This window comes from Micromonospora sp. CPCC 205558, assembly GCF_036902955.1.
In the GTDB taxonomy this organism is placed as follows: Bacteria; Actinomycetota; Actinomycetes; order Mycobacteriales; family Micromonosporaceae; genus Micromonospora.
Genome location: NZ_JBAKHR010000006.1, coordinates 143500 through 162451, shown reverse-complemented (window position 1 = coordinate 162451; position 18952 = coordinate 143500). Strand labels below are relative to the sequence as shown.

Annotated in this window: 15 protein-coding genes; 5 read left to right on the top strand and 10 right to left on the bottom strand. The window is 69.7% G+C overall.

The genetic code is table 11. The features are described from left to right. Positions 1-164: 164 nt before the first annotated feature. The 6 genes from trxA to murJ form a co-directional block, all read right to left on the bottom strand. Positions 165-488 (bottom strand): thioredoxin, encoded by a 324-nt coding sequence (trxA, locus tag V6U86_RS08085; RefSeq protein ID WP_030331849.1) that lies wholly within the window; start codon positions 486-488, stop codon positions 165-167. A gap of 31 nt (positions 489-519) precedes the next feature. Next, positions 520-1470 carry a thioredoxin-disulfide reductase gene (gene trxB, locus V6U86_RS08080; protein WP_334500292.1) on the bottom strand — a complete coding sequence of 317 codons (951 nt, stop codon included), beginning with the start codon at positions 1468-1470 and terminating at the stop codon, positions 520-522. A 183-nt stretch (positions 1471-1653) separates the two neighbouring features. Continuing rightward, positions 1654-2652, bottom strand: a complete 999-nt coding sequence (locus V6U86_RS08075) for a hypothetical protein (protein WP_334500290.1) — start codon at positions 2650-2652, stop codon at positions 1654-1656. Next, a complete protein-coding gene (gene sigM / locus V6U86_RS08070; protein WP_334500288.1) occupies positions 2649-3365 on the bottom strand; it encodes an RNA polymerase sigma factor SigM in 717 nt (238 codons plus the stop codon). The genes V6U86_RS08075 and sigM overlap by 4 nt, the downstream gene beginning before the upstream one ends. Positions 3366-3399: 34 nt before the next feature. Beyond that, the gene (locus V6U86_RS08065) at positions 3400-5007 is read right to left on the bottom strand and encodes a protein kinase family protein (RefSeq protein WP_334500286.1); all 1608 of its coding nucleotides are present in this window, start codon (positions 5005-5007) and stop codon (positions 3400-3402) included. 445 nt (positions 5008-5452) lie between these two features. Beyond that, positions 5453-7201 carry a murein biosynthesis integral membrane protein MurJ gene (murJ, locus tag V6U86_RS08060; RefSeq protein WP_334500283.1) on the bottom strand — a complete coding sequence of 583 codons (1749 nt, stop codon included), beginning with the start codon at positions 7199-7201 and terminating at the stop codon, positions 5453-5455. Between the two features lie 126 nt (positions 7202-7327). Here murJ and V6U86_RS08055 point away from each other — a divergent pair, with 126 nt between their 5' ends. Further along, the gene (locus V6U86_RS08055) at positions 7328-8788 is read left to right on the top strand and encodes a CCA tRNA nucleotidyltransferase (RefSeq protein WP_334500282.1); all 1461 of its coding nucleotides are present in this window, start codon (positions 7328-7330) and stop codon (positions 8786-8788) included. Positions 8789-8931: 143 nt separating this feature from the next. Here V6U86_RS08055 and V6U86_RS08050 read toward each other — a convergent pair whose 3' ends face one another. Both V6U86_RS08050 and V6U86_RS08045 read right to left on the bottom strand, forming a co-directional pair. Continuing rightward, on the bottom strand, positions 8932-10434 hold the full coding sequence (locus tag V6U86_RS08050) for a flotillin family protein (RefSeq protein ID WP_334500280.1): 1503 nt from the start codon (positions 10432-10434) through the stop codon (positions 8932-8934). Positions 10435-10460: 26 nt separating this feature from the next. Then, positions 10461-10982: a hypothetical protein gene (locus tag V6U86_RS08045; RefSeq protein WP_334500278.1), complete on the bottom strand. Its 522-nt coding sequence runs from the start codon at positions 10980-10982 to the stop codon at positions 10461-10463. A gap of 136 nt (positions 10983-11118) precedes the next feature. Between V6U86_RS08045 and V6U86_RS08040 the strand changes: the two genes are divergently transcribed. After that, positions 11119-11598, top strand: coding sequence for a methylated-DNA--[protein]-cysteine S-methyltransferase (locus tag V6U86_RS08040; RefSeq protein WP_334500276.1), 480 nt, complete (start codon positions 11119-11121; stop codon positions 11596-11598). Between the two features lie 101 nt (positions 11599-11699). Here the strand turns inward: V6U86_RS08040 and V6U86_RS08035 are convergent, their stop codons facing one another. Then, positions 11700-12779, bottom strand: coding sequence for an inositol-3-phosphate synthase (locus V6U86_RS08035; protein ID WP_030331825.1), 1080 nt, complete (start codon positions 12777-12779; stop codon positions 11700-11702). A gap of 23 nt (positions 12780-12802) precedes the next feature. Beyond that, positions 12803-13441: a PadR family transcriptional regulator gene (locus V6U86_RS08030; RefSeq protein ID WP_030331823.1), complete on the bottom strand. Its 639-nt coding sequence runs from the start codon at positions 13439-13441 to the stop codon at positions 12803-12805. Positions 13442-13616: 175 nt separating this feature from the next. On the opposite strand from V6U86_RS08030, the gene V6U86_RS08025 reads away from it, so the two are divergent. The 3 genes from V6U86_RS08025 (at position 13617) to V6U86_RS08015 (ending at position 18829) form a co-directional block, all read left to right on the top strand. Beyond that, positions 13617-14066, top strand: coding sequence for a DUF5318 domain-containing protein (locus tag V6U86_RS08025; protein ID WP_334500268.1), 450 nt, complete (start codon positions 13617-13619; stop codon positions 14064-14066). Between the two features lie 197 nt (positions 14067-14263). Further along, positions 14264-17200: a transglycosylase domain-containing protein gene (locus tag V6U86_RS08020; protein ID WP_334500266.1), complete on the top strand. Its 2937-nt coding sequence runs from the start codon at positions 14264-14266 to the stop codon at positions 17198-17200. Between the two features lie 126 nt (positions 17201-17326). Beyond that, positions 17327-18829, top strand: coding sequence for a glycosyltransferase family 87 protein (locus V6U86_RS08015; RefSeq protein WP_334500264.1), 1503 nt, complete (start codon positions 17327-17329; stop codon positions 18827-18829). Positions 18830-18952: the final 123 nt, after the last annotated feature.

Sequence of the window (18952 nt, the reverse complement as noted above, 5' to 3'; positions counted from 1 at the left end):
CCCCCTCTGCACGACACTGGCTGGCCGGGCGGCCCAGGCTTGAGGTTATGCGCTCCGGGACGGCGAGGTGGCTGGGCCGCGAAATACGTCGACGGTGCGGCCGGGAAGACGCCGAACCCCGCACCCGGCGAGCGGGTACGGGGTTCGGTTGATGTTTCTGCTGGTCAGAGGGCCGACTCGATGAGCCGGACCAGCTCGCCCTTCGGCTTGGCACCAGCGATCGACTGCACCGGCTGGCCGTTCTTGAAGACGGTGAGCGTCGGCACCGACATCACCCGGTAGGCCCGAGCGGTCTCCGGGTTCTCGTCGATGTTGAGCTTGACGATGGTGACCTGGTCACCCATCTCCCGGGCGATCTCCTCGAGCAGCGGCGACACCTTGCGGCACGGCCCGCACCACTCCGCCCAGAAGTCCACCAGCACCGGCTTGTCGGCCTGTAGCACGTCAGCGACGAAGCTCTTGTCCGTGACCGCCTTGGTTGTTCCCACTATTGCCCCTCCTCCGGGATGTGTTCCTTTGTCAGCTGAGCGTCGCGATGAACCGCTCGGCGTCGAGCGCGGCGGCACAACCGGTGCCGGCCGCGGTGATCGCCTGACGGTAGGTGTGGTCGACCACGTCGCCGGCGGCGAAGACACCGGGCACGTTGGTGCGGGTGCTCGGGGCGTCGACCTTCACGTAGCCCTCGTCGTCCAGCTCGATCTGGCCCTGGAACAGCTCGCTGCGAGGGTCGTGACCGATGGCGACGAAGACGCCGGTCACGTCCATCACCTTGGTCTCGCCGGTGTGCACGTTGCGAACACGGACGCCGGTGACCTTGCCGTCGTCGCCGAGGATCTCCTCGACGGTGCTGTTCCACTCGACCTTGATCTTCTCGTTGCTCAGCGCCCGGTCGGCCATGATCTTGCTGGCCCGGAATGAGTCGCGGCGGTGGATGATGGTCACCGACTCCGCGAAGCGGGTGAGGAAGGTGGCCTCCTCCATCGCCGAGTCGCCGCCGCCGACGACCACGATGTGCTGGTTGCGGAAGAAGAAGCCGTCACAGGTGGCACACGCGGAGACACCGTGGCCCAGGTATTCCTGCTCGCCGGGAACGCCCAGCGGGCGCCAGGCCGAACCGGTGGAGAGGATGATGGAGCGCGCCCGGTAGGCGGTCTCGCCGACCCAGACGGTGCTCACCGCGTTGGAGCCGGCGTCGCCGGTGTCGACCAGCTCGACCCGGGTCACGTCGTCGGTGAGGAACTCGGCACCGAACCGCTCGGCCTGCTTGCGCATGTTGTCCATCAGCTCGGGGCCGAGGATGCCGTCGGCGAAACCGGGGAAGTTCTCCACCTCGGTCGTCGTCATCAGCGCGCCACCGGACTGCACGCCCTCAATGATCAGCGGCTTCAGGTTGGCGCGCGAGGCGTAGACCGCCGCCGTGTAGCCAGCCGGCCCGGAGCCGATGATGATCAGGTTGCGGACCTCGTCCACTGCCGTCTCCCGAGTTGTGTGTGTTCGGCGTCGGCGCGAGCACCGATGCCGATCCGAGTTGCCGACGCCTGGGTGGGGCCGGCAGCTGACTTCCAGAACGTCATCGTACGAACCGGGGATTCCCGAGCCGGGCATCCGGTGGGTCAGGTCACGTGGGCGGTCATCGTGCCATTGACCGTGGATTCAGCCTACCCGCGCCCAATACCGGCTGTCCGAGCCGGACCCAGGCACTCCGCACTCCGGGCCGCTCACCCAGGCCCACCGGACTCCGTTCGCATCGGTGAAGCGGATGATCAGCGCCTGCTCTCCCTGGAACCGCGCGTAGTCGATCAAATCGACCACCAGCGGGGCGGTGCCGTGGTCCGTCGCGATGCTGGCCAGACAGCGACTCAGCGCGGCCTCGTCGGTCAGCCGGGCCAGCTGGTCCGACCCGTCGGGAGAGGGCCGCCGTCCGCCCTCGGCATCCACGCCCGACTGCCCGCCGGGGGTGGAGCCGGTCGCCCGGCTGGCACCGGGTGTGCTCAACGCGTTTGTGCCGTAGACGTTGCCGAGGGTCTCCGGGGTGTAGTTCGTACCACTGTGCAGTGCCGACACGGTGGTGCGGAACGGCGCGGCCCCCGCTGCGTCCTCGGGAGCGTTGACCGGCTGATTCATGGGGCTGGCACCGCTGGTGTCGTCCGACCCGCGCGAGAGCTGGTTGAGGCCCAGCGAGACGGCGAGGACGGCGATCACGGCGCCGGCCACGGGTGCGCCACGGCGGGCCCAGCCGTGTTTGCGGCGGCCCGGACCGGTGGACGCCCAACGTTTCGAACCGGCGGGCGTCGGCGCGGCCGGTCGGCGACCGCCCTGCGCCGGTACGACCACCGGCGTCGCCGCATCGCCGCCCGGATCGACGCTGGGCGCCTCTTCGGTGGCGCCGTCGTTCGTCGGTTCTGCGGCCAGCGAGGCCAGGAGACGGTCGGTGATCGCCGGCGGCATCTCCGGGGGCGGCTCGGCCCAGCGGGCCAGGTCCGTCCGGACCTCGGCCACGGCGGGGGCCAGCAGCGCGTACGCCTCGGCCCAGGACGGGTCCGCAGCGACCAACTGGGCGACCTCGTCCTGCTGCGGGGTGCCGTCCAGCGCCCCGCCGAGGTAGTCAGCGAGGAGGTCGGCGTCGACCTCCCGGAACCCCTCGGTCGTCACGTGTCCTCCTGGTTGGCGTCCCGCCGGAACCGGCCCGACCTCGATCCGACGCCCTCCACCGGGCCAGGGTTCCCCGGCGTGACGCCGGGCACGCCCGTGATCGGGGCGGCAGTGCCCGGTCGGGCCGAAGGCTTCCCGACGGCAGCGGGGCGGAGATGCCCGAGCAGCACGGCCAGCCGCGCCCGCCCCCGGGCACATCGGCTCTTCACCGTCCCTTCGGCGACGCCGAGGATGCGGGCGACCTCGGCTACCGAATAGCCCTGCACGTCGACCAGCACCAGCGCGGCGCGTTGCTCAACGGGCAGCGCGGCGAGCGCCTCCCGGACCACCAGCACGGTGTCGTGGTCCGTTGCCGGTGCCGCCGGCTCCAGCCGGCCGGTGCCCGATCCGTCCTCGGCCCGGTTGCCGTCCGGCAGGGGCACGGTGGGGTGCGCCTGCCGACGCCGGATCCGGTCCAGGCAGGCGTTGACCACGATCCGGTGCAGCCAGGTGGTGACGGCGGAGTCACCGCGGAACCGGGCCGCCGCGCGGTGGGCCGACAGCAGGGCGTCCTGGAGTGCGTCGGCTGCCTCCTCGCGGTCGCCGAGCGTCCGCAGGGCCACCGCCCACAACCGGTCGCGGTGCCGGTGGAACAGTTCGGCGAAGGCGTCCCGGTCACCGTCGACGTGCGCGCGCAGCAGCTCCAGGTCCTTTGCGGCGGCGCGCCCCTCCATCACCGCGTCCAGTGCGTACGGTGCCCGGATCGGCTCACGACCCCTGGACCGTGATCTCCTGCACCCCCAGCTTGAAACCGTCCTCGGTCGGCGGTAGCTCGGTGATCCAGAACAGCAGGTACTGGTATTTCTTGTCGGCGTCGAAGCCGTTGAACGTCATGGTCGTGCCGTCGTGGTCCTCGAACGGCTGGCCGATGGCGGTCGTGTAGTTCGCCACCAACTGCTTGTCACCGTTGGTGCTGGACGGCGGGTTGGTCGTGCCGGCGAGCAGTTGGGCGGACGCGTTGGTGGCCGACAGCACCGCCTGCACCGACTTGACGGTGTGCGGCTCGCCGAGGTCGATCCAGACGCCCATGCCCTTCTTCAGGTTGCCGAAGTTGGGCCTGTTCTTGTAGGTCTCGGTCTCCCAGCCCTTGTCCTCGTCACCGTCGATGACCTTCTCGGCGTCCTTTACCTCGCTGCGGTTCTTGCTGTCCGGGTCGATGATCCGGACGCCCTTGATCGTCAGCTTGCGCGCCGTGACGGCGGCCGGGGTGGCGTCACCGGCCGGGGCACTGGAGGTCGGCGCGGCGACCGTGTTGGACTGCGGGTCCTCGTCGTCGCCGCCCAGCGCGATGATCCCGATCAGCAGACCGACCAGGGCGACGGCCAGCAGACCAGCGATGCCGACGGCGACCTTGCGCCCCCCCGCCGCGGCCAGCGGCGACGGCTCTTCCTCGGTGTCGGCGGCGAACCGCAACGGCCCGCTGTTGTCGAGGTAGTGCTCATCCTCGGCCGGCACGTCCAGTCGCGCCAACTCGGCGGCGAGCACGTCGGAGGACGGCGGCGCGATCTCGGCGTCGAGCAGATCCATGGTCAGGTCGTCCAGGTACGCCGGGACGCCCGCCCGAACCTGGCGGGGTGCCGCGATGGCACCCCCAGCGTCCCGAACAGCGTCCGGGATGGCGGCGCGGCCATGGCCGGCGGTGGCGCCGCGCAGCGGTGCCTCGGCGTGCGGCCAGGAGCCGGTCAGCGCGAAGTAGAGGATGCCGCCGACTGCCCGGATGTCGTTCTCCTGGCTGTCGGCGCCGTCGGTGCGGGCGTCGGCCAGGACCACGCGGCCCTCGTCACTGATCATGACGGTGCCGGGGTGGACGTTGCCGTGCACCATGCCGGTGGCGTGCACTGCGGCGAGCGCGCTGGCCACGGCGTTGCCGATGGCGGTGGCCCGAGCCGGATCCAGGGGGCCGTCGGTCGCCAGATCCCGCAGGGACTGCCCGTCGACCCACTCGCGCACCACGTACGCCCGATCGGCCTCGTCGATCGCGTCGTAGACGCCGACCAGGTTGGGGTGGATGACCCGGCTGGCCGCGACGGCGGCCTGAAGCATCTCGGTGGCGGAGTCGCCGCCCGGGTAGCGCAGCACCACGGCAACGGGACGGCGCAGGATGACGTCGACCCCGCGCCAGACCAGCCGACCCGCACTGTCGTTGTTGATGTGCTCAACCAGCTCGTACCGCTCGGCGAGGACTTCACCGGCCGTGGGAGCACCGAAGGTCATGACCGGAGGAGCGCTTTCGTCCGCCTCCTGACCCTCGCCGACCTGGGTCACCCGTCCTCCCTCGGTGATCGTGTCGATCGATGAACCCGAACTGCTGGGCATGTGGCTTCCCGCTCTGCCGTTGAAGGAACCGGCCGACCGGTGTCGACGCCCAGCGTCGACCCCTGCCGTACCCGTCGAGAGCGACCTTACCCGGGTTGCCCGTCTCTCCGACATGTCATCTTCCCGCTGTAACTGGCGGGGTTCTGGCAGTCGGAGAAGTCGTCCGGTTACGACCGTTGTCAGCCACGTTGCTGGCACATGTACTAGCTAATCTACGGCTTCACCGCAAGTGACCGAAGCCGGGGCTGGGCCGGCCTGGCGCTCGCGCTGCCCCGTACGTTCCCACCGATCGGTTCGCCACGCTCAGCCGTACGGTTGGTTATCCACAGGCTGAAGCGGCGGTTGACCGGCGAATCGCGGAGTTATCCACAGAAGCATCCCCAGCCTGGTGATCCGTGGTCACGGTCCGTATGAGTGCCAACTTGTTGTAATCAGCTGCTGGCGATCAGCGACCGAGACGGCGGCGAACCATCCCGACCACCTCGGTGATCTCGCCGATCCGCAGCAGCATGGCCAGACCCAGGTAGGTCCCGCCGATCACCGCGCCACCGATCACCAGTTGGATGACGGCCTGGGCCCAGCTCGGCGTTTCGCCACCGGGCAGCAGGTTGACCACGAGCAGGCCGACCAGCGCGGCGCCGAGCGCGGCGACCAGGACCCGGCCCAGGGTGCGCATGATGTGGCCCAGCCCGATCCGGCCGACCCGCGGACGGAGCAGCCAGGCGGATCCGATCGCCGCCGCCAGATACGAGACAGCGTTACCGATCATCATCCCGGCCGCCGCGAAATGGGCGGCGAACGCGGCGAACAGCACGATCTGCACGCCGATCCGCAGCGCCACGACCGGAATGTTGATCAACGCCGGGGTGCGGGTGTCCGGCAGGGCGTAGAAGGCGAAGGTGAAGAGCTGGCTGATCGCGAACGGCACCAGAGCGAGCGCGGCTAGCAGCAGTACGAGTGAGGTGTCGGCGGCGTTTTCGTCGCTGAACGCGCCGTAGCGGAACAGCACCACCGCCAGCGGGGTGGCGAGCACGGCGTAGCAGACGGCGATCGGAGCGAGCACCGCGGAGACCGTCCGGGTGCCCCGGGACAGGTCGGCGGCCACGTCGGCGTAGCGGCCGTCGGCGGCGGCGGCGCTCATCCGGGGCATCAACGCGGTGATGATCGAGACGGCGATGATGCCGTGCGCCATCATCAGCAGCAGGAAGACGTTGTTGTAGATCAGGGCGCCGGCGTCCCCGTCGCCCGCCCGGTTGAGCAGGTTGAACAGCACGATCAGACCGACCTGGCTGACAGCCACGTAGCAGAACATCCAGCCGCCGAGCCGGCCCAGCTCACGCAGGCCGAGCGCGCGGAAGTCGAACCGGAGCTTCCATCGGAAGCCGACCTTGCGCAGCGCCGGCAGCAGGCCGGCGGCCTGGATCGCGACACCGAGCAGGGTGCCACCGCTGATCAGGAGGATCCGGCCGGTGGTCATCTCGTTCGGCTTCACGATCTCCGCACCGAAGATCGCGATGTAGAGGCCGGCGGTGGCGATCACCACGATGTTGTTGAGGATCGGCGCCCACATCGGGGCGGCGAAGTGACCCCGGGTGTTGAGCACCGCGCTGATCAGCGCACTGAGGCCGGTGAAGAAGATCATCGGCAACATCAGGTACGACAGGTTGGTGACCAGATCCTGGTAATCCGGCCCGCGGTTGTCGCTGGTGTAGAGCTTGGTCAGCAGCGTCGCGGCGGCCACCGCGACCAGCGCGGCCACCGCCAGGGTGACCACCGCCAGGGTGAGCAGCCGCTGGGCGTACGCCTGGCCGCCGTCGGTGTCGACCTTGCGCCGACGGACCAGCACCGGGATCAGCACGCTGGTGAGGATTCCGCCGAGGAGGAACTCGTAGACCATTCCGGGCAGGATCTGTGCGGTGGTGTAGGCGTCACCGACCAGCGCGCCACCGAGCGCGGCGGTGAGCACCAGGGTCCGTAGGAAGCCCGTGCCCCGGCTCACCAGACTGCCAACCGCCATGACCGCGCTGTTCGCGGCGGCGCTGGTCTCGGCGACGACCTCCGGCGGCGGCGCTGTCGACTCCATGGCCGGCTGGTTCAGCGGCTCCGCGGAGATGAAGGTGGCACCGTCCCCGGGACGGGGTGCGGCCCCGCCATCGTTCGCGGCGTTGGCGCTGCGGTAGAGCCCGCCGCTCATCTCCAGCCTCCCAGGGGTACGTCGAGTCGGACACCGACCCGCACGCCACAGACCATAGTCAACCCACACCCGATACCCGCGCCCGGCGGATCGGATCACACCCCGGCCCGATAAGCTGGCGATCCCATGTCCGAAGCCTCCGCTCCTCACGCCGCCGACCGCCGCGAACTCACCGCCGCGCAGCGCAACGCCGTCGCCGAACTGCTCCGGGTGTCCCCGGTCGCCGACGAGTTGGGCCGTCGCTTTGTCCGCGCCGGTCACGAACTGCACCTGGTGGGCGGTTCGGTGCGGGATGCCCTGCTCGGTCGACTCGGGGACGACCTCGACTTCTGCACCGACGCGCACCCCGACGAGACCCTGCGGATCATCAAGGGCTGGGCCGAGTCGATCTGGGAGACCGGCCGGGAGTTCGGCACCATCGGCGCTCAGCGCGACGGCCTCCGGCTGGAGATCACCACCTTCCGCGCGGAGTCGTACGACCAGGTCAGCCGCAACCCGGTGGTGGTGTACGGCACCAGCCTCGACGAGGACCTGAAGCGGCGTGACTTCACCATCAACGCGATGGCGGTCAGCCTGCCGGACCACCGGTTCACCGACCCCCACGGCGGGCTGGACGATCTCTCGGCCAAGGTGATCCGTACCCCGAGCACGCCGGGTGAGTCGTTCGGCGACGACCCGCTGCGGATGCTGCGGGCCGCCCGGTTCGCGGCGCAGCTGCGGTTCGCCGTGCACCCCGACGTGCACCTGGCGATGACCGAGATGGCCGCCGACCTGGACCGGATCACCGCCGAGCGGATCCGCGACGAGTTCACCAAGCTGCTCTGCGGCGCCGACCCGATCACCGGGCTGCGGCTGCTTGTCGACACCGGGCTGGCCGAGCGGTTCCTGCCGGAGCTGACCGGGCTGAAGCTGGAGATCGACGAGCACGCCCAGCACAAGGACGTCTACGAGCACACCCTGACGGTCGTCGAGAACGCGGTCTCGTACGAGGAGGAGGGCTGCGACTTCATCCTGCGGATGGCCGCACTCCTGCACGACGTGGGCAAGCCGGCGACGAAGGCGGTCGGGTCCGACGGCCGGGTCAGCTTCCACCACCACGAGGTGGTCGGTGCCCGGCTGACCAAGGCCCGGATGAAGGCGATGCGGTACCCGAAGGAGGTCACCGCGAAGGTGACCGCGCTGGTCGCGCTGCACCTGCGCTTCTACGGGTACGGGCGCGGCGAGTGGACCGACTCGGCGGTGCGCCGCTACGTCGCCGATGCCGGTGACCTGCTGCCCCGCCTGCACAAGCTGACCCGTTCGGACTGCACGACCCGTAACCGGCGCAAGGCGGCCCAACTCGCTGCCGACTACGACGCGCTGGAGGATCGGATCGCCCGGATCGCCGCCGAGGAGGACCTGGCGCGGGTCCGACCCGACCTGGACGGCAACGCGATCATGGAGCTGCTCGGCGTACCGCCGGGGCCGGTGGTCGGGCGCGCATGGAAGCACCTCAAGGAGCAGCGCCTCGAACACGGCCCACTGGACCGTGACGCCGCCGAGGCGGAGTTGCTGCGCTGGGCTCGCGCCGAGGGCCTGATCAGCTAGCCCCCCACCCCACCCCGCCCTCCCCACCCGCGCGATCTTGCAATTCCTGCTGGCGACATGAGTGGAATGTCTAGTTATGTCGCAGCAGAAACCGCAAGATCGGTGGGGCGGGGTGGGGTGGGTGGGGTTCGGGTGGGTGGGGATTAGCGGGTTTCTACGGCTGGCGTGCCGTTGCCGGTCGGGGTGGACGCCGCCCCGAGCCGTGCCAGCAGGCCGGGCAGGTCGATCCCGGTGAGGTCGCTGCCGAGCTGGAGCCCCTGGGCCACGTTGCCGGCCACCGACTTGGTGAGCGACGACGCGCCGTCGGTGGAGATCACTGTCATCTTGTCGATCGCCCCGATCGGCGCACTGGCCGCCTCGACGACCTGCGGGAGCACCTTGACCAGCAGGTCCAGCACGGCCGCCTCGCCGTACGCGGCGAAAGCCTCGGCCTTGCGCGCCATCGCGTCCGCCTCGGCCTCACCCTTCGCCAGGATGGCCGCGGCCTCGGCCTGACCTTCCCGCTCCACCGCCTCGGCGATGGCGGAGCGCCGGCGCTGCTCGGCCTCACCCTCCTTGGCGCCTTCGATGGCGTTCGCCTCGGCGAGTGCGGCCCGCCGGGCCCGCTCGCCCTCACCGGTGAGCCGGGCCTGTTCGGCGGAAGCCTGCGCGGCGGCGATGACCGACTGCCGCTGTGCGTCCGCGTGCAGCACCGCCGCGTTGCGGGACGCCTCGGCCTCCTGCTCCACCTTGTATCGGGCGGCGTCGGCCGGCTTGCGAACCTCGGTGTCGAGTTGGCGCTGCTTGAGTTCGGCGTTGCGCTCGGCCACCTTCTGCTGCTCGGAGAGGATCGCCTGGTCCCGTTCGGCCTGGGCGAGCGGCCCGGCCGCCGCGGACTTCGCCTTCGCCGCATCGATTTCGGCCTGGATGCCGGCCTGCTTGAGGGCCAGGTTGCGGTTCGCCTCGGCGATGGCCTCCTCGGCGAGCAGCCGCTCCTGCTCGGCCTGCTGCCGAGCCCGCGCCTCGGCGATCGCCGCGTCCTTGAGCACCCGGGCGGCCTCGGGTCGGCCCAGGTCCTGCAGGTATGAGCCTTCGGCGAGGATGTCCTGGAGCTGGAAGGTGTCCAGCACCAGACCCTGGTTGGTCATCGAGTGCTCGGCCTCCTCGGCGACCGCGCTGGCAAACGCCGCCCGGTCCCGGATGACCTCTTCGACGGTGAGCCGGCCGACGATCGAGCGCAGCGCGCCGGCCAGCACCTCCCGGGTGAAGTTGTCGATCTCGTCCTGCTGGTGCAGGAACCGCTGGGCGGCGGCCCGGATCGCGTCCTCGGTGCCGCCGACCTTGACGATCGCCACGCCGTGCAGGTCGGCGCGGATGCCCTGCTTGCTCACAGCGCCCCGGATGCCGACGTCGATCCGCCGGCTGGACAGGTCGAGCGACTGGAGCTTCTGCACCACCGGCAGGACGAAGACCGAGGCGCCCAGCACGACCTTCTGCCCGGAGGTGTCGGTGGACCGCCCACCGTCGGCCGTCTGCGTGGTGCGGCCCTTGCGACCGGTGACGATGAACGCCTCGTTCGGGCCGGCGACCTTGATCCGGGAGAGCACGAAGAACACCAGGATGAGCACGAGGACGACCGCGCCACCGATGGCGATGAGGAGGGCCATATAAAGGAGTCCCGTCTTTGAGGGGGTCAGTAGGTCTCTACGTGCACACTGGTCTCGCTGAGCGCCTGCACGACGAAGACCTGGGCGCCGATCGGGATCGGCTGGTCCGCGCGGGCGCTGAGCTTGACCGGTTGGCCGGCGAGGCGGATGCGGACCTCGCCGTACCCGTCGGCCGGCACCGGGGTGACGACCAGGCCGAGCGCGCCGACCAGGTCGTCCCGGGTGGGGGTGGGGTCGGTGCGCATGTTCCGCGCCGCCCGGCTCAGCCGGGACGCCAACCAGCCGGTGGGCACGGCCGCGAGCACACCGCCGGCCACCGCCCCGACGATCATGCCGGGGGTACGCGCACCGAGCAGTTCGTTGACGATTGCCGCGCCGAACCCGAAAGCACCGGCGAAGCCGGCGACCGTCTCGACCGAGATCGGCCCGTCCACGTCGGCGTGCCCGAAGTGGAGCAGCTCGGTGCCGAGCAGGGCGAGCGCGAGCACACCGATGCCCGCCCCGCCGATGATCAGAAAAATGAGCGTCCCCGTTGCCACGACCTGCACGGTATCGACGCCGCGCAACGACGAACGGCCCGTCGCGAGGCGGCCGCGGAGGCGATCCGCGCCGCCGGGGAGTGGCGTTCGGCCCGACGCCGGTAGCCGTGCCGGCAACGTCGTCCGGGTCGGGGAGAATGGGCTGATGCGCTGGACCGTGCTCGACTCACCGATCGGCGAGTTCTCCGTCGCCACCGACGGCACCAGCGTCTGCGGTGCGCATTTCGGCCGGGTCGACGCAGCGTTCGACGAGCCCGACCACGGGCTGCCCCGGCAGGCCGTCAACGAGCTGCGGGCGTACTTCGCCGGTGAGTTGACCGGGTTCTCCGTCCCGGTGTCGGTGCCGCGCGGCTCCGACTTCGAGCGCGCGGTGTGGCGGGAGATGACGCAGATCCCGTACGGGGAGACGCTGACGTACGGCGAGGTGGCGCGCCTGGTCGGCGATCCCGGGGCGGCGCGGGCGGTGGGAGTGGCCTGCAACCGCAATCCGATCCCGGTGATCGTGCCGTGTCACCGGATCGTCGGCGCGGGCGGCAAGCTGGTCGGTTTCGGTGGGGGCCTGCCCCGCAAGGTCAAGCTGTTGGAGTTGGAGGCCGGGGTCGCGCTGCGACACGCCTGGTCCTGACCCGTTCCGCGACGCCCCCTGGGACGCCTTGGGAAGGACCCACGTCGAAGGGCCAGGTCCGCACGGACCTGGCCCTTCGACATGCTTGGTGACTCAGCGCGTCAGCGCGCGACCTCACCGGCGATGAACTCCTCGACGGCCTGGTGGGCGTCGTGGTCGGCGTACTGCACCGGCGGGGACTTCATGAAGTACGACGAGGCCGACAGGATCGGGCCGCCGATCTTTCGGTCCAGGGCGATCTTCGCGGCCCGGACCGCGTCGATGATGACGCCGGCCGAGTTCGGGGAGTCCCACACCTCGAGCTTGAGCTCGGCGTTGAGGGGGGTGTCACCGAACGAGCGACCCTCCAGGCGGATGTACGCCCACTTGCGGTCGTCCAGCCACGGCACGTGGTCCGACGGGCCGATGTGCACGTCGCTCTTGCTCATCTCGTGCGGGATCTGCGAGGTGACCGACTGGGTCTTCGAGATCTTCTTCGAGACCAGCCGCTTGCGCTCCAGCATGTTCATGAAGTCCATGTTGCCGCCGAAGTTGAGCTGGTACGTGCGCAGCAGCTCGACGCCGCGGTCCTCGAAGAGCTTCGCGAGGGCGCGGTGCACGATGGTGGCGCCGACCTGGCTCTTGATGTCGTCACCGACGATCGGCAGGCCAGCGTCGGTGAACTTCTGGGCCCACTCCGGGTCGGAGGCGATGAAGACCGGCAGGGCGTTGACGAACGCGCAGCCGGCGTCGATCGCGGCCTGGGCGTAGAACTTGGCGGCCTGCTCGGAGCCGACCGGCAGGTAGCAGACGACGACGTCGACCTGCGCGTCGCGCAGCGCCTGCGCCACGTCGACCGGGGTGGCGTCCGACTCCTCGACGATCTCGCGGTAGTACTGGCCCAGACCGTCGAAGGTCGGACCGCGCTGCACGGTGACGCCGGTCGGCGGCACGTCACAGAGCTTGATGGTGTTGTTCTCGCTGGCGACGATCGCCTCCGCGAGGTCCATGCCCACCTTCTTGGCGTCCACGTCGAATGCCGCGACGAACTCCACGGCGTTGACGTGGTAGTCGCCGAAGGCGACGTGCATGAGACCCGGGACGCGGTCGTTCGGGTTGGCGTTCCGGTAGTACTCGACGCCCTGAACCAGGGACGAGGCGCAGTTACCCACACCGACGATGGCGACGCGGACGGAGCCCATAGCGTCTGCCTCCTTCTTTTCTGTCACGGCCGCTCATTCCTGGTCTCTCCAGGCGGAGGCGGGCTGTTGTCTTCTCGTCGGCCGCCGGCTGTCCCGATGTTCGGGACCGTCGGGGCTCGGCCGGAGCGCTCGTTGGCGATGAGCTCCTCCAGCCAGCGGACCTCGCGCTCACAGGCATCAAGGCCGTGGCGCTGCAGTTCCAGCGTGTAAGCGTCGAGGCGCTCGGCCGCCCGGCCCAGCACGTCACGAAGCCCTTCGCGACGCTCCTCGATCTTGCGGCGGCGACCCTCCAGAATGCGCAGTCGGGTCGCCTGGTCGGTCCGGGCGAAGAACGCGAAGTGCACCCCGAAGCCCGTGTCGTCGTACGTCTCGGGCCCGGCCTGTGCGATCAGCTGGGCGAAGCGTTCCTTGCCTTCCGCGGTGATTTTGTAGACCACCCGACCTCGTCGGCTGGTCAACGCGGGAACCTCCTCGGCAGTGGCGGGCGTCTCAGCAGCTTCGGTGATCCATCCCGCCGCCTGCAGCCTGCGTAACGTGGGATAGAGCGAGCCGTAGCTGATCGCCGCCCGGATCGCGCCGAGTTTGGCGGTCAGCTCCTTGCGCAGCTCATAGCCGTGCATCGGAGACTCCTGCAGGAGGCCGAGGATGGCGAACTCAAGCACGGGCCACCCTCTCTTTACCCTCCGGCGTGGAGCGATAACCGCCGCGATGTATCGGACCGATACATCGCACGTTAGCGGGTTGGGAGGGCCGGGGCAAACCCCCGTTCCGAGATGCCGTCGTCACGGATTGTGAGCGCGGTCGCCTGCTCGGGCCGGACCGCGTACCCTTCTCCGCATGCGTACGCAGCGCCAGGTCGTCGACTACTCGCTTCAGAAGCGAGCGGTGCTGCGTGAGCTCCTGGCTGGCCGAGTCGGCACGTACGACGTCTGCGACGCGTCGCCGTACCTGAAGAACGCCGCTCGGTTCCACGGCGAGCCGACCGACCGGCGTTGCCCGATCTGCCGCAGCGAAAACCTGACCCTCGTCCACTACATTTACGGTGACGAACTCAAGCAGTCCGCCGGGCAGGCACGGACACTGGCCGAGTTGCCCGTGCTGGCGATGACGCTGCGTGAGTTCCAGGTCTTCGTGGTGGAGGTGTGCCTCGGCTGTGACTGGAACCATCTCGTCGAGCAGTACCTGCTCGGCCGGGACGGTCTGTCCGGCGACAGTGACGGCACCAGCGAGCAGGACGCGGCGGGCGCCGAAGGCGCCGGTCGGCGGAGGCGAGAGGCGCAACGGTGATCTCAGCTGGTTGTACCGGCCCCGGGGCCGCAGACGGAACCCGGGGCGGTCGACCGCTTGTAGGTCCGATTGGCCCGATTGATACGGCAATGAACCCGGTTGGCGGGCACCCTCGTGCCGGCATCCAGGGTGAAGCAACTCACGGCAACCCGGTGGCGGCGCAGTTGCGCCCCACCGCGACCGGCAGGGTGTGAGGAATGAACTCGTACGGCGATCCCAGTTCTGCGCGCGGACGGACCCAGCACTCGGGTCCAGACGGTGACCCCGGACCGGGCGCGGACGACGCGTACCGCCGCCCCGGCGGTGACTCCGGCGGGACCGGCTGGTCTGCCTCAGGCGGCGGCGCGGCAACCCCGGGTCGGGCCTCGGTGACACCACGGGCGTCCGGTGGTCGGGCCACCGTCGGTGGTTCGGCCTCGGTGCCGGCGCATGGTGGTGCCGCCGCCGGATCCGCCTCGGTGGGGTCGGCAGCTACCGGACGGGCCGGACGGGCCTCGGTGCCGGTGTCGCCGGCACCGGGTGTGGCCGCTGGTCGCGCTGGCGCCGGTCGGGCCTCGGTGCCCGTCTCCCCGGCGCCGGGCGCACCGGCAGGTCGAGCCGCCGTCGGAGCCGCCGCCGTTGGAGCCGCCTCGGTCGGCACCGCCTCGGCGGGTCGGGCCAGCGTCGGCTCCGCGTCGGTCGGTGGTCGCGCGGCGGTCGCTCGGGCGAGCGTCTCGCCGGTCTCCGGTGGGCCGGGCGGGCCAGGCGGCCCCGGAGGGCCGGGAGGGCCGGGCGGTTTCGGTCGCGGCGGTCGTGGTCCGGGTGACTCGGGCGCTGCGGCGCGGGCAAAGAAGCGCAAGCGGATGAACCTGCTGATCGCCGGGTTCGCCGTCTTCATCATGCTCGCCGGCATCGGCGTGGTCGGGTTCACCTACTACTCGACCAGCGTGGTGCTTCCAGACGAGATCACGCCGCCGCAGGCGACCACCCTGTACGCGTTCGACAACAAGACGATCATCGCCAAGGTGGGCGATCAGAACCGGACGCTGGTCACCATCAACCAGATTCCGGAGTACGTGCAGAACGCGGTGGCCGCGGCCGAGGACCGGAACTTCTACCGGCACTCCGGTGTGGACTACAAGGGCATCGCCCGTGCCGGCTGGAACAACCTCTCCGGCGGCGACAAGCAGGGTGCCTCCACCATCACCCAGCAGTACGCGCGCAACGCCTACGACAACCTGAAGGACGACACGTACGCCCGGAAGGTGAAGGAGGCGATCTTCGCCTCCAAGCTCAACGACGAGTACACGAAGCCGCAGATCATGCAGCACTACCTCAACGTGATCTACTTCGGCCGGGGTGCCTACGGCATCGAGGCCGCGGCGCAGACCTACTTCGGCAAGTCGGTGAGCAAGCTCGACCCGGGCGAGGGTGCGGTGCTCGCGGCCCTGATCAAGCAGCCAGAACCCAGCTCCACCCACCAGGGGTACGACCCGGCGGTCAACCCGACCGCAGCCCAGGACCGCTGGAACTACGTGATCGACGGCATGGTCAAGGAGGGCTGGCTCGGTGTGGCCGGCAAGCCGGAGCGGCCGGCCGCCTACCCCAAGAGCATCAAGTCCCCGAAGAAGGGCGGCATCGGCGTCGACTTCGGCGTCGACACGCCGTACGGCAACGTCATCAACTACGTCCGGCAGGAGATGCGGGACAGGGGCATCTGCGTCGAGAAGGACACGGAGGCGACGGATGCCAAGCCGTCGTGCTCCCAGGCGCTGATGGCCGGCGGTTACCGGATCCGCACCACCGTGGACACCAAGATCCAGGCGGCGGCGGTCGCGACGGCCCAGCGCAAGTCCAAGGGCTCCGAAGTGGCCGGCCAGCGAAGCAACATCATGGCCGCGGTGGTGGCGATCGACCCCACCAACGGTCGGGTGGTCGCCTACTACGGCGGTGACAACGGCACCGGCACCGACTATGCCGGTAAGAACACCGACTCCACCGGGGCGATCAGCGGCGGTCACTCGCCCGGTTCAAGCTTCAAGATCTACACCCTGGCGGCGGCGCTCAAGGCGAAGAAGGCGCTCGAGTCCCGGTGGAAGGGCAAGGCTTTCACGCCGGAAGGCACCGAGTTCAAGGTCAGCAACGCGGGCGACGACAACCCCACCTGCGGTAACTCCTGCACCCTCAGGGTGTCCACGCTCAAGTCCCTGAACGTGCCGTTCTACTACGTCACCGAGGAGATCGGCGCCGACAAGGTCGTCGACATGGCCAAGCAGGCCGGCGTCACCACCATGTGGCGCACGGACACCAACCCGGCGAAGGCCTACGACCTGACCAAGACCGACCCGAAGGACATCACGCCGGAGCCGTTCTTCAACGTGGTCGGCTACGGCCAGTATCCGATCACCGTGCTGGACCACGCCAACGGTGTTGCCACCTTCGCCAACGGGGGCGTCTACAACAAGGCGCACTTCCTCTACTCGGTGGAGAAGCAGAACCCGACCACCGGCAAGTGGGACAAGGTCTACAGCGAGAAGTTGGACTCGAAGCGCCGAATCGACAAGGGCGTCGTCGACGACGTGACGTCCGTGCTGAAGGACTACCCGGCCGCTGTCAACCACCGGCTCGATGACGGTCGCAAGGCGGCCTCCAAGACCGGCACCTGGGAGCTCAAGGGTGACAGCAGGGACAACGGCGACGCCTGGATGATCGGTTACACACCACAGTTGGCCACTGCGGTGTGGGTGGGCAACGTGCGGGACCGAAAGCCACTCCTCCTCAAGGACGGCCGTAAGGTCAGTGGTGGAAACCTCCCGGGCGACATCTGGGAGCGGTTCATGAACGAGGCGTTGAAGGGCAAGCCCAAGGTCGACTTCCCGCCCGCTGCGAACGTCGGCGATCCGGATTCCGGAAACGGCGAGCCGCCACCGCCACCGCCGCCGCCAACCCCCCCACCCGGCGGGGGGTGTAACCCGCTGATCGACCTGTTCTGCAACCTCCCCGGCGGTAACCAAGGTGGTAACCCCGGTGGCAATCCTGGCGGTAACCCCGGTGGCAACCCTGGCGGTAACCCCGGTGGCAACCCCGGTGGTGGTGGCGGCGGAACAGGTGGCGGCGGTGGGCTGTTGCCCAGCCTGCCACCCAACCGGGACTGACCCGCACCATCGCACGACGCCGCCGCCGGCCGGACGACAGATCCCGGCCGGCGGCGGCGTTTTCGTACCCGGAACTCCGCGCCGGGACGGGACGGGCACCCCTGTCGTACGGCAGGATGCCTCTTCATGAGCACCCAGTCGACGCCCGGCATCGACGACGCCGGAACCACTGATCACCCGTCTCGCTCCGACGGGTTCGTCCGCGGCGTCTCCAACGTCATCGGCGGCCCGCTGGGCGACCACGCGACCGCGCTGGACCGGCCGGCCGGTCGGGAGCGTCGCTTCTGGACGGCCGTGCGGATCGTGCTGGCACTGGTGTGCCTCACGCTCGCGCTGCACTGGGTGCAGAAGTCGCCCTGCCAGAACGGCGCCTGGCAGAACAACGTGCAGTACACCCGGTTCTGCTACACCGACGTCCTCGCCCTGTACTACGCCGAAGGTCTCAACGAGGGCAAGGTGCCCTACCGCGACCACCCGGTCGAGTACCCGGTGCTGACCGGCTACTTCATGGGGGCGCTGGGCCTGCCGGTCCACGCCATCGGTGTCGACGACCCGAGCATCAACCAGGGCCAGTGGTTCTACAACCTCAACGCGCTGGTGCTGGGTGCGCTCGCGGTGGCCACGGTGGCGGTGATCCTGGCGCTGCGCCGCCGACGACCCTGGGACGCCGCGCTGTTCGCACTGGCCCCGGCCCTGCTGCTCACCGCCACCGTCAACTGGGACCTGCTCGCCATCGGGCTGGCCGCCTTCGGCCTGCTGGCCTGGGCCCGAAAACGACCGGCGGTGGCCGGCGTGCTGCTCGGGCTGGCCGGCGCGGCGAAACTCTGGCCGCTGTTCCTGCTCGGGCCGATCCTCATCCTGGCGCTGCGCGCCGACCGGGTACGTGCCGCGCTTGTCGCCGTCGGAACCGCGATCGCGGCCGTGGTGCTGGTGAACCTACCGGCCGCACGGGCGTACCCGGAGAACTGGGACCGGTTCTTCGAGCTGAACACCACCCGGCCCATCGACTGGGGCACGCTCTGGTACATCGGGCGTTATCTGGACGGCAAGGTCGGCAACGACCCCACCCAGCTCGGCCCGTTCGAGTGGCTCAACGCCAACATCCCGACCCTCAACACCCTCTCGTACGCGCTGTTCGGGCTGGCCTGCCTCGGCGTGGCAGTGCTGGCGCTGCGGGCACCGCGTCGACCACGGCTGGCGCAGCTCGGCTTCCTGGTCGTGGCGGCGTTCCTCATCTTCAGCAAGGTCTGGTCACAGCAGTTCGTCCTCTGGCTGCTCCCGCTTGTGGTGCTGGCCCGGCCGAAGTGGGGCGCGTTCCTGGCCTGGCAGATCGCCGAGGTCTGCTACTTCGTCGCCTTCTACGGCGAACTGCTCGGCGCGGCAACGAGCCGTCCGGTCTTCCCGGAGGGCGTGTTCGTGCTGGCCTCGACGTTGCGGCTGGCCACTGTGGTGGCGCTCTGCGTGTTCGTGGTCAAGGAAATCCTGCACCCCGAGCAGGACGCGGTGCGGGCCACCTACCCGGACGACCCGGACGGCGGCGTCTTCGACGGCGCACCAGACGCCCCCTGGATAGACCGCTGGCGCCGCCCCACGAGAAGCGAACCCTCCGTGGAAGTGATCACCACCTGACCCCCCAGGCCGCACGCGGCAGGAACCACGTCAGGGTTTTCGGGGGAGCCCGCCCGGCGCAGGGATCAAGCCTGACCGCCCGGAGCCGGGCGGGCTCCCCCGAAAACCCGCCCATGGAGAGCT

Bases quoted from the DNA above. Each gene is read 5' to 3' on its own strand.
- sigM (WP_334500288.1), bottom strand. From the start codon at position 3,365: ATGGAGGGGCGCGCCGCCGCAAAGGACCTGGAGCTGCTGCGCGCGCAC.
- V6U86_RS08065 (WP_334500286.1), bottom strand. From the start codon at position 5,007: ATGCCCAGCAGTTCGGGTTCATCGATCGACACGATCACCGAGGGAGGA.
- murJ (WP_334500283.1), bottom strand. From the start codon at position 7,201: ATGAGCGGCGGGCTCTACCGCAGCGCCAACGCCGCGAACGATGGCGGG.
- V6U86_RS08055 (WP_334500282.1), top strand. From the start codon at position 7,328: ATGTCCGAAGCCTCCGCTCCTCACGCCGCCGACCGCCGCGAACTCACC.
- V6U86_RS08050 (WP_334500280.1), bottom strand. From the start codon at position 10,434: ATGGCCCTCCTCATCGCCATCGGTGGCGCGGTCGTCCTCGTGCTCATC.
- V6U86_RS08040 (WP_334500276.1), top strand. From the start codon at position 11,119: ATGCGCTGGACCGTGCTCGACTCACCGATCGGCGAGTTCTCCGTCGCC.
- V6U86_RS08035 (WP_030331825.1), bottom strand. From the start codon at position 12,779: ATGGGCTCCGTCCGCGTCGCCATCGTCGGTGTGGGTAACTGCGCCTCG.
- V6U86_RS08025 (WP_334500268.1), top strand. From the start codon at position 13,617: ATGCGTACGCAGCGCCAGGTCGTCGACTACTCGCTTCAGAAGCGAGCG.
- V6U86_RS08020 (WP_334500266.1), top strand. From the start codon at position 14,264: ATGAACTCGTACGGCGATCCCAGTTCTGCGCGCGGACGGACCCAGCAC.
- V6U86_RS08015 (WP_334500264.1), top strand. From the start codon at position 17,327: ATGAGCACCCAGTCGACGCCCGGCATCGACGACGCCGGAACCACTGAT.